This is a genomic window from Candidatus Eisenbacteria bacterium (genome assembly GCA_018831195.1).
Lineage (GTDB): Bacteria > Eisenbacteria > RBG-16-71-46 > CAIMUX01 > JAHJDP01 > JAHJDP01.
Window position 1 is genome coordinate 24,941 of sequence record JAHJDP010000004.1, and the last position, 13,975, is coordinate 38,915.

The 13,975-nt window shown below is 57.8% G+C and carries 10 protein-coding genes; all 10 read left to right on the top strand.

The genetic code is table 11. The annotated features are described in order from the left end of the window. Positions 1-11 precede the first annotated feature (11 nt). The 10 genes from KJ970_00485 to KJ970_00530 all read left to right on the top strand — a co-directional run bounded on the left by KJ970_00485 (position 12) and on the right by KJ970_00530 (position 13,969). Positions 12-3,596, top strand: a complete 3,585-nt coding sequence (locus tag KJ970_00485) for a hypothetical protein (GenBank protein ID MBU2689376.1) — start codon at positions 12-14, stop codon at positions 3,594-3,596. Next, positions 3,593-5,293: a tetratricopeptide repeat protein gene (locus tag KJ970_00490; GenBank protein ID MBU2689377.1), complete on the top strand. Its 1,701-nt coding sequence runs from the start codon at positions 3,593-3,595 to the stop codon at positions 5,291-5,293. Before KJ970_00485 ends, KJ970_00490 begins: the two co-directional genes overlap by 4 nt. A 136-nt stretch (positions 5,294-5,429) precedes the next feature. Next, positions 5,430-6,608, top strand: coding sequence for an asparagine synthetase B (locus KJ970_00495; protein ID MBU2689378.1), 1,179 nt, complete (start codon positions 5,430-5,432; stop codon positions 6,606-6,608). Positions 6,609-6,773: 165 nt separating this feature from the next. Further along, positions 6,774-6,965 carry a hypothetical protein gene (locus KJ970_00500; protein MBU2689379.1) on the top strand — a complete coding sequence of 64 codons (192 nt, stop codon included), beginning with the start codon at positions 6,774-6,776 and terminating at the stop codon, positions 6,963-6,965. A gap of 65 nt (positions 6,966-7,030) precedes the next feature. Then, on the top strand, positions 7,031-7,720 hold the full coding sequence (locus KJ970_00505; protein MBU2689380.1) for an HAD-IA family hydrolase: 690 nt from the start codon (positions 7,031-7,033) through the stop codon (positions 7,718-7,720). Positions 7,721-7,797: 77 nt separating this feature from the next. Next, complete coding sequence (locus KJ970_00510; protein ID MBU2689381.1) at positions 7,798-9,420, top strand: NAD(P)H-hydrate dehydratase; 1,623 nt, start codon at positions 7,798-7,800, stop codon at positions 9,418-9,420. Continuing rightward, complete coding sequence (locus tag KJ970_00515) at positions 9,417-10,196, top strand: class II aldolase/adducin family protein (GenBank protein ID MBU2689382.1); 780 nt, start codon at positions 9,417-9,419, stop codon at positions 10,194-10,196. The genes KJ970_00510 and KJ970_00515 overlap by 4 nt, the downstream gene beginning before the upstream one ends. Before the next feature lie 74 nt (positions 10,197-10,270). Further along, positions 10,271-11,572: a type I glutamate--ammonia ligase gene (glnA, locus tag KJ970_00520; GenBank protein MBU2689383.1), complete on the top strand. Its 1,302-nt coding sequence runs from the start codon at positions 10,271-10,273 to the stop codon at positions 11,570-11,572. Positions 11,573-11,894: 322 nt separating this feature from the next. After that, the gene (locus KJ970_00525; GenBank protein MBU2689384.1) at positions 11,895-12,404 is read left to right on the top strand and encodes a hypothetical protein; all 510 of its coding nucleotides are present in this window, start codon (positions 11,895-11,897) and stop codon (positions 12,402-12,404) included. Positions 12,405-12,418: 14 nt separating this feature from the next. Next, a complete protein-coding gene (locus tag KJ970_00530; protein MBU2689385.1) occupies positions 12,419-13,969 on the top strand; it encodes a hypothetical protein in 1,551 nt (516 codons plus the stop codon). Positions 13,970-13,975: the final 6 nt, after the last annotated feature.

The window sequence follows — 13,975 nt, forward strand, 5'->3', positions numbered from 1 at the left end:
TGGGGGCGAAGATGGCGGACATCGATCAGGATTCCCGGCCGGGCTCACGGCCGGGCGCCGAGCAGCGATCCTGGAATGAGATTTTAAAGCAAACCTATCGACGGGCGCTCGGCCGCGCCGGGGCCGAATCGTCGCTCCTGGCTCTTGCTTGGGTCGCCCCCTTCTGGCTCCTGCTGCTCGCCCTGGGAATGCTGATGCCGGCATCCCCTCTTTCGGCTTGGATTTTTGCCGGATTAGCTTTGGCCGCGGGCCTGGGCGGTATTATCTGGGGGCTTCGCCGTTATCTCCGCCGCCGTAGCGATCTGGAGACATTCGGCGCCTGGCTTGAACAAAGGGCCGATCTCTTTGATAACGAATTCATCAATGCCCTCCGTCTCGAATTGAATCCCCTGGAAGGAGACCCGCTGGCCCGCCATCTGATCGGGAGGGTTATCGCGCGGGCGCGGAAGATCCATCACGATCTGCCGATACCGAAGCTTTATCAAACCACCTCCTTGCGCCGTCCCGGCCTGATCGCGGCGGCGGCGGGCCTCATCGCGCTGCTGCTCTTCGTCCTGTCACCGGTGGCCTTCCGCGATTCCCTCACGGCGCTGACCACCCCCGCTTCGATTCAGCCGCCCCTGGTGCTGATGACGGTGGCGCCGGGGGATATATCTCTCGACCGGGGATCTTCCTTGGATGTGACCGCATCGGTGGAATCGACTGAAAAGATCGAAGCGGCGCATCTGTTGGTGAAGGGGGCGGATGGCGTTTGGCGTTCCTACCCGATGACGCCCACGGATGCACTCGATGGATCGGGGCGGCCGGCGGGTTCAGCCGACGCGGTCCCGGGCAGGCTCCGCAAGGATTTTTCGTATCATTTCGCCGATCTCCAGGCAGGCCTGACCTATCTTGTCGCGACGGAGAGCGACCGGAGCCGGCCTTATCAGGTCACCCTGCGCGAACCCCTGCGCGCGCTGGGGTACCGCAAGATACTGGAATGGCCCTCTTATACAAAACTGCCCCGTCAATCCGAGGTGGCTTCTCATGGCGATTTCTCGGCCCTATTGGGAACGCGGGCAACGCTGCAGATCACCGCGTCGCGGCCGGGGGCGGAAGGAGCGGTGATTTGGAATTCCGGCGATCGGCAGGTTCTGCGCTCCTCCGGCGGCGAGTTGGAGGGCGGGTGGATCGTCGCAAAGGCCGATACCTACCGTGTCTCCCTCCGCGACACCCTCGGGGGCGCCTGGCGTTCAGAGCCCTTCGTGGTCAGCCTGCTGGATGATCTTCCTCCCGTTTTGAGGGTCTTGTCACCGACCGGTGATCTCAACGTTCCCACCGACATGCAAGTTATTCTCGATGTGGAGTGTGTTGACGACTACGGCCTGGGCGAGTTGGTTCTCATCTACAGCCGGGCGTGGGAGCCGCCGCAACGCCTGTCCCTCGGGTTGTGGGAATCGGCCCGCGAAGCCCGCATCACCTATCCGTGGGATTTGGAGGACTTGGGATTGCTGCCGGGAACGGAGGTTTCTTTCTTCTTCGAACTCTCCGACAACGACGCCGTCCTCGGGCCGAAGATCACCCGCAGCGCCATGTTTACGATTCGCTTCCCGTCGCTGGCTGAAATGTATACCCAGCTGGAGGAAGAACAGGAACAGGATATATTCGACCTTGGTGAAATGCTTGATGTACAAGAGAAGCTCCAGGATGACCTTGAAGAGATATCGAGAGAGCTGAAGAAGGAGACGGAGCTTTCCTGGGAGAAGCAGCAGGAAATCCAGGAATTTTTACAAGACCAGAAAAATCTGGGTGAGAGGCTTGAAGAGGTTGCGCAATCTTTGAATCAGTCTCTGGAGCAAATGGAACAGCAATCCCTCTTCACACCGGAGATGGCGAGTAAACTCCAGCAAATTCGCGAATTGGTCAACGAGATCCAGAGTGAAGAATTTCACGAGTATATGAACGCCATGCAAGAGGCGATGAACAACCTCAGCCGGCGGGATCTTGAGCAGGCGATGGAGGATTTCAAGTTTTCGCAGCAAGATCTGCAGAAGGGTCTGGACCGGACTCTGGAGCTTCTCAAACGGTTGATGGCCGAGGAGAAACTGGGGCGTCTGCAGCAAGAGGTCGAGAAATTGGCCATGGAGCAGAAGGCGCTGAATGAACAGCTGGCGGAGGCATCCGGCGAAAAGACCGACGAGATGAAAGAAGAGGCGGCGGACAAGGCGGCTTCCGAATCCGAGGAGGGCGAGAAGACACAAGCAGCGGCCGAGTCGGATAAAGAAGCGGAATCGAATGAATCAACCGATTCAGATAAATCGGCGGAGCAGGAGAATTCGGAGAGTCAGGATTCCGAAAGCGCTTCAAGCAAGATGTCTGAAGCCGACCGGCAGGCCCTGCAGGAAGAGCAGAAGCGAATCGAGGAAGAAACAAAACGTCTCGAGAAGCAGCTCGAAGAACTCAGTAAAATGAGTGAGGAGTCATTGAAGCAATTGGCCGAGCAGATGAAGGAACTCCAGCGCAAGAACCTCCTCGATCAGGCGCAGCAGAATATGCAGCAATCCCAGCAGTCGATGTCCCAGGGAAAACCGAAAGACTCGCTGCGCTTCGGGCGCAAAGCCCAGCAGAATCTTGCGATGATGTCCCAGCAGCTGCAGTCGGCGAAGGAAGCGATGGAGAAGGACAACAATACCGAAATCACCCGGAAGCTTTTCGCCATCGCTAACAATCTTGTCTTTGTTTCACAAACCCAGGAAGGGCTTGTCTTGGAAGAGAGCCGCTATTCAACCGATCAGTTGGCGGTGGAACAACAGGCCCTGCTTGAAGAGACCCGCACGAATCTCGATTCGCTATTTGCCGTGGGTCGTGAAACGCCGGTCATCAGCATGGAACAGGCCCGTCTCATGGGCGAGGCGCTCCGCAAAATGGATCAATCGGTCCGCCATTTCGAAAGGGGCAGCCGCCAGCCGGCCAATGTTTTCGCCATGGAGTCCCGCGAGGCGATAGACAGCGCCATAGCGGGTCTTTTGCAAACCTGCAGCGGGATGTCCAAGTCCTCCTGCTCCAACCCGAACTCCCAATGTCAAAACAAGCTCCAAGGCTTGGGCGCCCAGCAGAGCCGTCTTAATCAGGATTCGCAATCCCTCATGGGGCAATCGATGAGCCCCCGCCTGACGCCCGCACAAGGGGATCAGATGAAGAAGCTCGCGGCGCGTCAGGAGATGATTCGGAGAGGGCTTGAGGATGTGAATCAACAGATGGGGGATCAAAGAAATGTCCTCGGACGGCTCGACGATCTCGCAGAGGAAATGAAAGAGATCGCCGAAGAGATGCGCCAGCGGGGCGTTGATGAGAAGATTCTGAAACGCCAGGAGAAGATCCTCAGCCGCCTGCTGACCGCGCAGCGCAGCCTCCGAAAGCAGGATGAACGGGAAGAGAGAATCAGCAAACCGGGCGGGAATAGCGCGGATCGTTCACAACCGCAACCTTTGCCGCAGCAAACAACGCGGCGGGAGGCCTTGATGCGGGGTATCCTCCGCGGCGGGCAGGATCCGATCCCCGCCGAGTACCGGCGGCTCGTCGAGGAGTACTGGAAAGCCTTAATGTCAAACCCATGAGAGAATCAACATATACAATAGTATTTGCTGCAGTTCTCGCCGTCGCGGGGGCGATGCTTCCTTCCTGCAATCTCTTTGCGCAGGATTCCCCGCCGCCGAACGGGCAGCTGAAGAATCCGCCGGTGAAACAAGAAGCGGTTCAAAACCGCCCGAGACCGGTTGTGTCGCTCGATCTCCGTATCCGGCAGGCGCAGCTCTACCTTCGGAAGGGCCAGACCGATCAAGCCCTTGAGATTTTAGAGGAGCTGCGTACAACACATCCTCACGATTCCCGCGTCATCCGGGGCTATGGGGACATTCTGGAATCATTGAATCGATTTGATGAAGCGGCGGCCCTCTATGAGGGTGAGGTTCGGGCGGGCAACAATCCGGCCCTTTATCTGCTCGATCTGGCCTCCTGTTATCAGCGGATGGGCCGCGCGCAGTCGGTGTTGAACACCGTCTTCCGTTATCTCGATCTCTATCCGGCCAGGACGCGATGGGCGCAGGACATGGTGGAGGGTTTGGTCCGGCGCAATGAAATGGGGCCGGAGGAACTCGCTTATCTTGAAGGAGAGGCGCGCAGCCGCAGGAATCCGGCGATTCTCCGTCTGGCGGCGAACGCCTATGTCTACGCGGAGAATCACACCCGCGCGATTGAACTGCTGCGGGAGGCGGACATTGAGGGCAAGGCCGGCGGCCGGACGCTCTTTCCCCTGGTGGAGGTTTTACAAAACCGGAATAAACCCGACCTCGCTTTGGCGGTGATCGATGACGTTTTAGCCATGAAGCCGGTGGCCGGTGTTGAAGAAGAGGTCCGCCTGGCTCAGGCGCGGCTGCTCGTCGATCTCATGCGGTTGGAAGAAGCGGTAGAGGCTTACAAAGCGATGGCGGAAAGGTTTCCGAAGGGGCAGATGTCGCATCGCGCTCTCATGGAGGCGGCGCAGATCCTTCGGGACCGGCTGGGCGATCCCGGCCGGGCCCGGGAGGTTTATCAATCCCTGGTCACAAATCTGGAATCGATCCCCCTGACCCCGGCGACAGAACGTCTGCTCGATGAATCGCGTTTGGGGTTGGGCGAGTGCGCCATGTGGGAGGGGGCCTGGGCCGACGCCGAGTCGACCTTCACCGCCATCCTCGAGAGCTCTTCAGCGAAGGAGTCAAGGGAGGAGGCGGCTTTTATGATCGGTGAGCGGCGTCTCTTCAGCGGCGATTTCCCGGGGGCTGAAGAGGCCTATTATGTTGTTCCCGATTCTTTTCCCGGCGGGTTATGGGTCAATGATGCGCTGCAGAGGATTCTCTTTCTGCAGGGGAATGCCCTCGTCTACCCTGAGGAGCTTTCCGGGGTGGTGAGGGTTATTTATGAGCGGCGCCGGTCTCGGCCTGAGGTGGCCCTGGCCGAGGCTTCCCGGATGCTGGCTGGGGGGCTCAGCGAGGAACTGGTCGATGATCTCCTCTACGAGAAAATCCTCTGTCTCATCGATCTGGAAGGTTGGGATGAAGCCGTGACGGCCGTAAAGAGCTGGCCCGATACATTGAGTCAGAGCCCGTTGGGTCCACGGGCGCTGGCGGCCGTGGCGAAGGGACTCACGGGGCAGGAGGACCGCTTCGATGAAGGTGTGGAGCTCTATGAAGAATTGCTCTTCAGATTTCCGCAAAGTCTTGAAAGCCGCCGGGTCCGCCCCCAATTACCGGAACTCCGCAGCCGCGCTTCTTGATCCGGCCCTGATGCCGGGGAGAGGGATAGAAGAGAAGATGAGACGCACCACCCTGACGACACTTATCATCTGCTGTCTTATAATATTCAGTCTCACGGGGCTCACGCCGCCGCTTCAAGCCCGCTATCTCATCCCGATGGATCTTTCACAAATCGATCACCTGAAAGCGTATGGTGTCGCCTACCGGTGTTTGGAACGGGGACAAGAGGTTGAATGGCTGCTCAATTATCGTGGGGGTTCCTTCTTGATCGAGGAGACCGAAACGAATCGGCGGGACCTGCTGGTGGAGGGGGTCGGTTTTGAGCCCTGTTCGGGATCCCAGGCCGCTCAGATCTACGCCACAATTGAAGAGAATAACATGGAGTTGGTTCTGCTTGAGAAGGCTCCCAAAGTCGCCGTCTATATCCCACCCATCGCCGAGCCATGGGATGATGCCGTGACCCTCGCTCTGACCTACGCCAAGATCCCCTATGACCAGATCTGGGATGAGGAGGTCCTCTCCGGCAAGTTGAGCCGCTACGACTGGCTCCATCTCCATCATGAGGATTTCACCGGCCAATATGGGAAATTTTACTCCGCTTATCACACGGCGAAATGGTACAGGGATCGACAGACACTCTATGAAGAGAGGGCTCTGGCCGCTGGATATCCAAAGGTATGGCAACACAAGCATGCCGTGGCGGCGGCGATAAAGCAGTACATCGCACAAGGCGGTTTCCTCTTCGCGATGTGTTCAGCCTGCGACACTTTTGATATCGCCCTTGCCGCCGGGAATGTCGATATCGTCGACCGCGTCTATGATGGAGACGCCCCCGACCCGGGATGCCAGTCCAAACTCGATTTCTCCCGGGGCCTCATTTTCGAGAATTTTCTGCTCGAAATGAATCCCATGGTCTATGAGTACTCCAATATCGATATGAGTGACTATTCAGCCCTCCGGGGACCCCAAGCCGATTATTTCACCCTCTTTGATTTCTCGGCGAAGGAAGACCCGGTTCCGACCATGTTGACGCAGTGCCATGTCAATGTGATCAATGGATTTATGGGCCAAACGACGAATTTCAACCGGAAGTGTCTCAAACCCTCCGGAATCATTCTGGCCGAGGTTGAGGGAACCGATGAGGTTCGCTATGTCCACGGGAATTACGGCCAAGGGACCGTGACCTTCTATGGAGGGCACGATCCGGAGGATTATCAGCATAAAGTTGGAGACCCCCCGACCCGCCTCGATCTACATAAAGATTCGCCGGGCTATCGATTAATCCTCAACAACATCCTCTTTCCTGCCGCTCAGAAGAAGGAGAGGAAAACTTAAATCGGGAGCCGAGAGGCTTACGGCTTGACATCCGCCCGGCCGGTCCCGATAGAATGTGTCAGAATCTCAATTTTTACCCGTGTCCCTGCCTTTGACGGCAAAGGCTGGTGGGAGGTGAGGTTCTGGGGTGGTGGTGGATAGCTGTGTTGTGAGGTGGAGGTGGTTATGGACCGGGGTTTCCCAGAATGCAAGAAGTGTCATAACGGGGTCCTGCTTCCCTTGTCGGACTACGGTCGCGATGGAGCGCCGATCGAGTACAAGGCTTGGGTATGTTCCAATCCCGAATGCGGCTTCAACATTCGGATCGACAACGGCGAAATCTCTTTCGGGCGAACACTGACTCAATCCTCCAAGTAGTCCCATAATGGAAAATCCGTAACAGGGTATTCCTTCTCCAATGGGTAGGAGAGCAATCCTTCTCAATGATTCGTGCCGTACTCTTCGATTTGGATAATACGCTCACTGACTTCATGAAGATGAAGGAGGAGTCTATCCTTGCGGGGGTTCAGGGCATGATCGACATGGGACTGGAGATGGCCCCCAAAGAGGCGCGCCGGCGGATTTACGATATCTACGATCTCAAAGGGATCGAGTATCAAAAGGTTTTTGATCAGTTTCTGAAAGAGACATACGGAAGCGTTCCCCCGGAACTCCTGGCCGCCGGTATCGTCAATTACCGCAGAGCGCGGGATTCCTATCTCATCCTCTATCCGCATGTCGATCTCACATTAATGTCTCTTCTGCGCCGCAATATCCGGCTTGCCGTGATCTCCGATGCCCCCTCCCTGCAGGCCTGGCAGCGGTTGCATCATCTCAAGCTGCATCATGTCTTCGAAACCGTCGTGACCTTTGAAACAACCGGTGAGTACAAACCCTCACCTCAACCCTTTCAGAAGGCGCTCGATCATTTTGGATTGGAGCCGCCCGAGGTTCTTATGGTGGGTGATTGGCCTGAGAGGGATATGGTGGGAGCGGCCCGGCTCGGTATCCGCACCATCTTCGCGCGCTATGGCGATACCAAAGGGGTGGTTCATTCCGGAGCGGACTACGAGATCGATGACATTATTCAATTATTGGATATTATCGACAAGATCAACGCCTCCGTGACCTAGGACGAGGCGGCTCCAAAGAACGAAGTGGTCTTCTCTGCGGAACAGGCGCGGAACAAGAGTCTGGGGAGGTGAGGAGCGTGCGAGTCGTTACCCCGGAACAGATGCGGGCTCTCGATCAGCATACGATTCAAAACGGCGTTCCCGGACCCCGGCTCATGGAAAGGGCCGGATGGGGCCTGGCGCTGGCCTTGTGGCGACATATCGACCGCTTCGGAGCGCGGCCCGTTCTCATCCTATGCGGACCCGGTAATAATGGCGGCGACGGCTTTGTCTTGGCTCGATTGCTCTGGAAGAGAGGGCTTCGCCCCGATGTCGTTCTCGTGGGTGCCCGCGAGACTGTGCGCGGTGACGCCCGCCAGGCGCTGGCCCGATTGATGGCGGTGGGTTGCAGCGTCAGGATCTGTTCTGAGGCCCGTGATCTGGAACCCCTCGTCCGCTGGTGGGGCGCCCGAACGGGGGCGGTCGTTGTCGATGCCCTACTGGGAACGGGGACCCAGGGAGCTCCGCGGGGTCTCATCGCCGAGGCGATCAAGGTCATTCACGAGATCGTCCACCGGGCTGGTGCTCTCGTTGTGGCCGTCGATGTGCCGACCGGCGTCGATACCCTCACCGGCGCCGTCTCCGGGGAGGCGATCTCGGCTGATCTCACCGTGACAATGGCAAACCCCAAAACGGGATTTTTCTTTTACCCCGGCCGAAACCATATCGGACGGGTTGTTGTCGTCGATATTGGGGTTAAAGAACCCAGGCCAGAAGCGCTGCCGCTCGATCTGAGCGCCTTGACGGCCCCGGAAGCGGCCCTGTTGGTGCCCAGACGCCGCCACGACGCCCATAAGGGCGATCTGGGGCGCGTTATTGTGCTGGGGGGATCCCCGGGCCTGACAGGCGCCGTGGCGCTGGCAGCAGAAGCCTCGGTCGCGGCTGGGGCCGGTCTCGTCACCGTCGGCGTTCCCGCAGGGCTCCATTCGATTTTTGAATCCAAACTCACCGAGCCGATGAGCATCCCCCTGGCCGAGACCGACGGACATTATCTCGCCGTCGAGGGGATGGGGACGATTCTTAAGAGAGAGCCGGGGTGGGATGTGGCCGCCTTTGGACCCGGTTTGGGGCGTTATCCCGAGGCCCACCGCGTCGCCGCCGATTTTTATACCCATTTCCCCGGGCCTTTGGTCGTCGACGCCGACGGTTTAAATGCCCTCGGCGAGGGGGAGTGGCCGCCCCGATCCGGTCCTCCGGCGATCCTCACTCCACACCCTGGCGAGATGAGCCGCCTCCTGGGGATCCCGATCCCCGATGTGATCTCTCATCCGATGGAAATAGCACAGGCCTGCGCCCGGGATCGCAAGGCCGTTGTCATTCTGAAGGGAGGCCCGACCCTCGTCGCCTCCCCGGACGGCGCGGTGAGTTTTAATCCGACAGGGAATCCCGGAATGGCCACGGGGGGCTCAGGAGATGTCCTGACGGGGATTTTGGCAGGGCTATTGGCGCAGGGTCTTCCGCCCTGGGATGCCGCCAGACTGGGTGTTTATCTCCATGGTCTGGCGGGTGACATCGCCGCGATGGAAAAGGGCTGGCATTCAATGAAGGCCGGTGATATCACGCGGTGCTTAAGCAAGGCTTTCAGCCATGTGGATCAGCCGATGACCGATTTTGAGGAAAGTCTCGTCATGGACCGTATCGATGAGGCGGCGTCGTTATGATGACTGGAGCTCCCCGCAGGGGTCCGGTGGAACCGGCGCATTTTCGGGCGCTACAGAAGGCCGGCCTCAAACTTGAGGAAAAGGGTCTCGTCTGCGGGACCGATGGCAACCTGAGTCTCCGGGACCTCGAAGGGGGGCTTGTGATCACCGCCTCCGGTGCGCACAAGGGAGATCTGAAGGCGGAGGATCTGATCCGGATCGATCTCGAGGGGCGCATCTTATGGGGGTCCCAGAAGCCGTCATCGGAAAGTGCCATGCACCGGGTCATCTATCAGAAGCGGTCCGATGTCCAGGCCGTCGTGCATGCCCATCCACCCGTCGGTACGGCCTTTGCCGTGGCCGGCTGCTGCCTGCAGACAGCGGCGATGCCCGAATCGATCGTGATGTTGGGTGAGGTCCCCTATGTCCGTTATGCGACGCCGGGCACCGAGGATCTATCCCGGGCCCTGGAGGCGGTCCTCCCGGGTCACAACGCCTTCCTGCTGGCTCATCACGGCGCTGTCACTTTGGGGGAGACCCTGCAGCAGGCCTTGGACAGGATGTCGCTGTTGGAGCACACAGCAAGGATCCTCCTGGCCGCCCGTCTCTTGGGGGGCGCGAAACCGTTACCCTCTCAAGAGGTGCAGAAACTGACGTGCGGCCAGCCGATGGGGCCGCTGAGTGACCGACAAGAGAACCAAAAGGGGCAAGAGCGGCCCGCTCTCGCTCCAACCGATGAGCTGGTGCGTGTTGTGGCGGCCGCGGTATTGAGACATTTAAAAGAAGAAGACTCATAGACCGGCGCGGGAGATTGCAACGTGCCTGATAAGGAGAATCAGCTGTGACGGAAATCACCAATCCCTCGGATCTCATGCGTTTTGTTAAAGACCGTGATGTGAAAATCATCAACCTGTGGTTTACCGATATTCTGGGTGTTCTGAAGAGCTTCGGTATCACGCCGACTCAGCTGGAGGAGGCTTTGGAAGAGGGCTTGGGATTTGATGGCTCCTCGGTTGAGGGATTCGCGCGGATCTATGAGAGCGATCTCGTTGCGATGCCCGATATCTCCACCTTCCAACTGCTTCCATGGAGAAAAGACGGGCATGTTTCGGCCCGGATGTTTTGCGATGTGTTGAATCCCGATCGGACGCCCTATGCGGAGGATCCTCGGCAGGTTCTCAAAAGAAATCTGAGGGGCGTCTCCACCGACGGTTACACCGTTTACACCGGGCCGGAACCGGAGTTCTTCTACTTCAAGTCGTCCGAGAATCCGGAAATCTTGGATCAGGCCGGTTACTTTGATCTCATCGCCGACGATCTGGGAACGAGCCTCCGCCAGAAGACGATCCAGGTGATGCAGGAGATGGGGATCGCCGTGGAGGTGGGGCATCATGAGGTGGCTCACAGCCAGCATGAGATCGATTTAAAATATACCGGCGCCCTCGAGATGGCCGATACCGTGATGACCTACCGGTATCTTGTCAAGGAGATCGCACGGCAGAACGGCGTCTATGCCACCTTCATGCCGAAACCCCTGGTGGATCAGAACGGCAGCGGGATGCATATCCACCAATCCCTTTTCCGGAATGGAGAGAATGCCTTCCATGACGCCGGGGCGGAATACAATCTTTCGTCCATCGGACGCGGCTTTATGGCCGGACTGCTCCACCACTGCCAGGAGATTGTCGCCGTTACGAATCAGTGGGTGAATTCGTACAAGCGTCTGGTGCCTGGATATGAAGCTCCGGCCTATGTCGCCTGGGGACAGAGAAACCGGTCGGCTTTGATTCGTGTTCCAATGTACAAGCCGGGCAAAGAGAAGGCGACACGGATTGAGTTCCGGTGCCCCGATTCCGCCTGCAATCCCTATCTGGCCTTTTCGGTCATGCTGGCGGCGGGTATCGCTGGTATCAAGAATGGGTACGAGCTTCCGGCGGCGATCGAGGAAGACATCTTCCATATGAGCCCGGCCGAGCGCGAGGAGAAGGGTATCAAATCTCTCCCTGGAAGTCTCTATGCGGCGATCCATGCCGCCGAGAACAGCCAGCTGGTAAAGGAGTCTCTCGGCGATCAGCTCTTCGAGAGGTTCCTGGCCAATAAGAGGATCGAATGGGACTCTTACCGGGTCGCGGTGACCGATTACGAGCTGAAGAAATATCTCCCGATTCTCTAATCTCCTGATCGGCAGACCTCCCCGGAACCTGCGGGGAGGAGGCTCAAAAGACTCCTTGGATAGGATCAGAAAAAGGCACCTTAGTAAGTCCTATGCAAGCCTCATGCATGCCTCGCGGGCATCGGGTTGCCACTTGACCCGCCCCCGATGCCTCTATATATTGCTCTTAAGTAAAGCCTCTTTCCGCGCCGGGGCGGATGCGGGGCTGGGGGAGGGAGGCAGGGCTTTGCCGCCGATTCATGGGGTAGATATTCCCAATTATTCCCCAAACCATCGTAAATCGGGTTTCATGCCAAAGAGATCATGTGCCAGGGGGGCTCGCATGGGCACCGACGCGGGATATCGGAAACGGCGTCCCCACGGGGGGAAGATTGTCATGGGGCTGGCTCTTATGGCCGCCATGCTGGGGCTCCTTCCGTCCTGTACACGCTACGTTGTCAAAGATGCCGCTGATATAGAGGTTCAGGAGAAGGTTCTTATAACCTTCAATAATGGTGACCAGCTTCGCGGCCGGTTGGGTCTGGATGAGTGGGTCGATCTCACGATCGGTGGGATCGTCTACAGGGGCCGGATCGATGACCTCAATAGCGAAGAGATCCTCATCGGCGATGCGGTGCCGGTCAGGGTTGTGGGAAATTTTATTTATGAATTCCGCCGGCTGGAAGATGCGCGGATACAAGCGACCGAAGAGGTTGCGACGCATACCCTGCTCCGTAGCGAGATCCAGCAGGTCCAAATGATTAAAATTGATGGACCGAAGTTGGCGAGACGGGTTTCTTTTTGGTCTTTTTTGGGGGTTGGACTTCTCCTGCTGTTTAGGGAGCATTCTTAAAGAGGTTGTATCCAGTGAAAAAGGAAACACGTGGTCCGGCATATAAAATGAGTTGGGCGGTTTTGCTTTGTCTTGTCATCTTTTCCTTCACAGCCATTGAAGTCAGCCCGGTCCACGGTCAACAGCGAGTCGTCATCGATGTCGGCACATTCGATTTCACAACCCTCAGCATTATCTATCCCCAATTCGTTTTTCGCCCGATCGACGATACGTCTCCCCGCGTCGGCGCCCGCGCGATGGGGATGGGAGGCGCCTATCTCGCCGAGGCCAAGGGGGCCGAGGCCTTGGGGTGGAATCCGGCGCTCCTCGCCTTTTCACCGGAGAACAGCCTGGTGGCTGATGTCTTTTCGAAATCCTCATCGAGTACCGCTTCAAGTTACCCCCTTGGTTTTACATTTCCCGATACGCCCCCCATGTTTATCACCAGTTATAAAGAGAATCTGAAGAGCCAGACCCGGTTCGGTTTCATTGGGATTTCCGGCAAAGTCATGGATCTGGCCTCCAGACCGGTCGTGGGCGGCATCGCCTACCGCCGGCATACCGACGTGATCTTCCCTGAGGAAATGATCGCTGAGTTGCTCTATCAGGAGGGAGCGGGGATCCCGATCGTCGCCGCAAATGATCTGGTTGAAGACGGCGCGATCGAGGCGGCCACATTCGGTGTCGGATATGAAGTTCTTCCACATTTCGGCCTCGGAGCCAGCTTCAATCTCCTCACCGGCCGGCTGCGGTCCCATATGGCGACCCTGCGAAATGTCTCCGGTCTTCCTCTCGACCCGGGTAATGGGCATTTCAATCTCGATTATAAGGGGATCAGTTTTGAGGCGGGCGCTCATGCGGATTTGGGGCGGGTAAGCCTCGGCGGATGGATCGGTTTGCCGCACACGATCGAGGTGTCCGGCGGATCTTTCTCATTCCAAGCGCTGGAAGTTCCCGGACAGCCCCCGACGCTCATCATCGGCCGGATGGGAGGTTATGATCTCGAGGTGCCTCTCTCTTTCAGTCTTGGGGCAGGGGTTGATCTGCTGCCGGGCCTTCTGGCCACGGCGGATTTCAATGTGCGGTCATGGGGTGATGCGAAGGTCAAATATCATAGTCCCGAGGTCCGCGCCATGGTGACCGCATCGGAGGTTTATCCCGCTTATAATGTCGAGTCATTCCATATTGGGATGGAGTACCGTCTTTTAAACAAGTCCTGGTATTCCCTTCCGGTTCGGGCCGGATATTCAAATGTCCCGCTTTCGATGGCCAATGTTGACGGAAACGATGTCCGAGAAGTCAATACAGTCCCCAATGGAGACGGCACGTTCACGGCGGGCGACGGAGATCCTATCTTCTTCGGAAGCCAGGTCAAATCGAAAGCCTGGAGCCTGGGCGCCTCCCTTGAGATGAGCGATATCACCTTCCATATGGGCTTTGAAAGCAGATCGTATGAGCTCCACCGCTTCTTTTTCGAGTCATCAGGACCCCTTAGCGGCGACTACATGGTGAATCCCGATATGGCAACACCCCTGATTAAGCGGATCGTCAACACACTGAGAATCTCCGGGGAATTCAGATTCTAATCCATT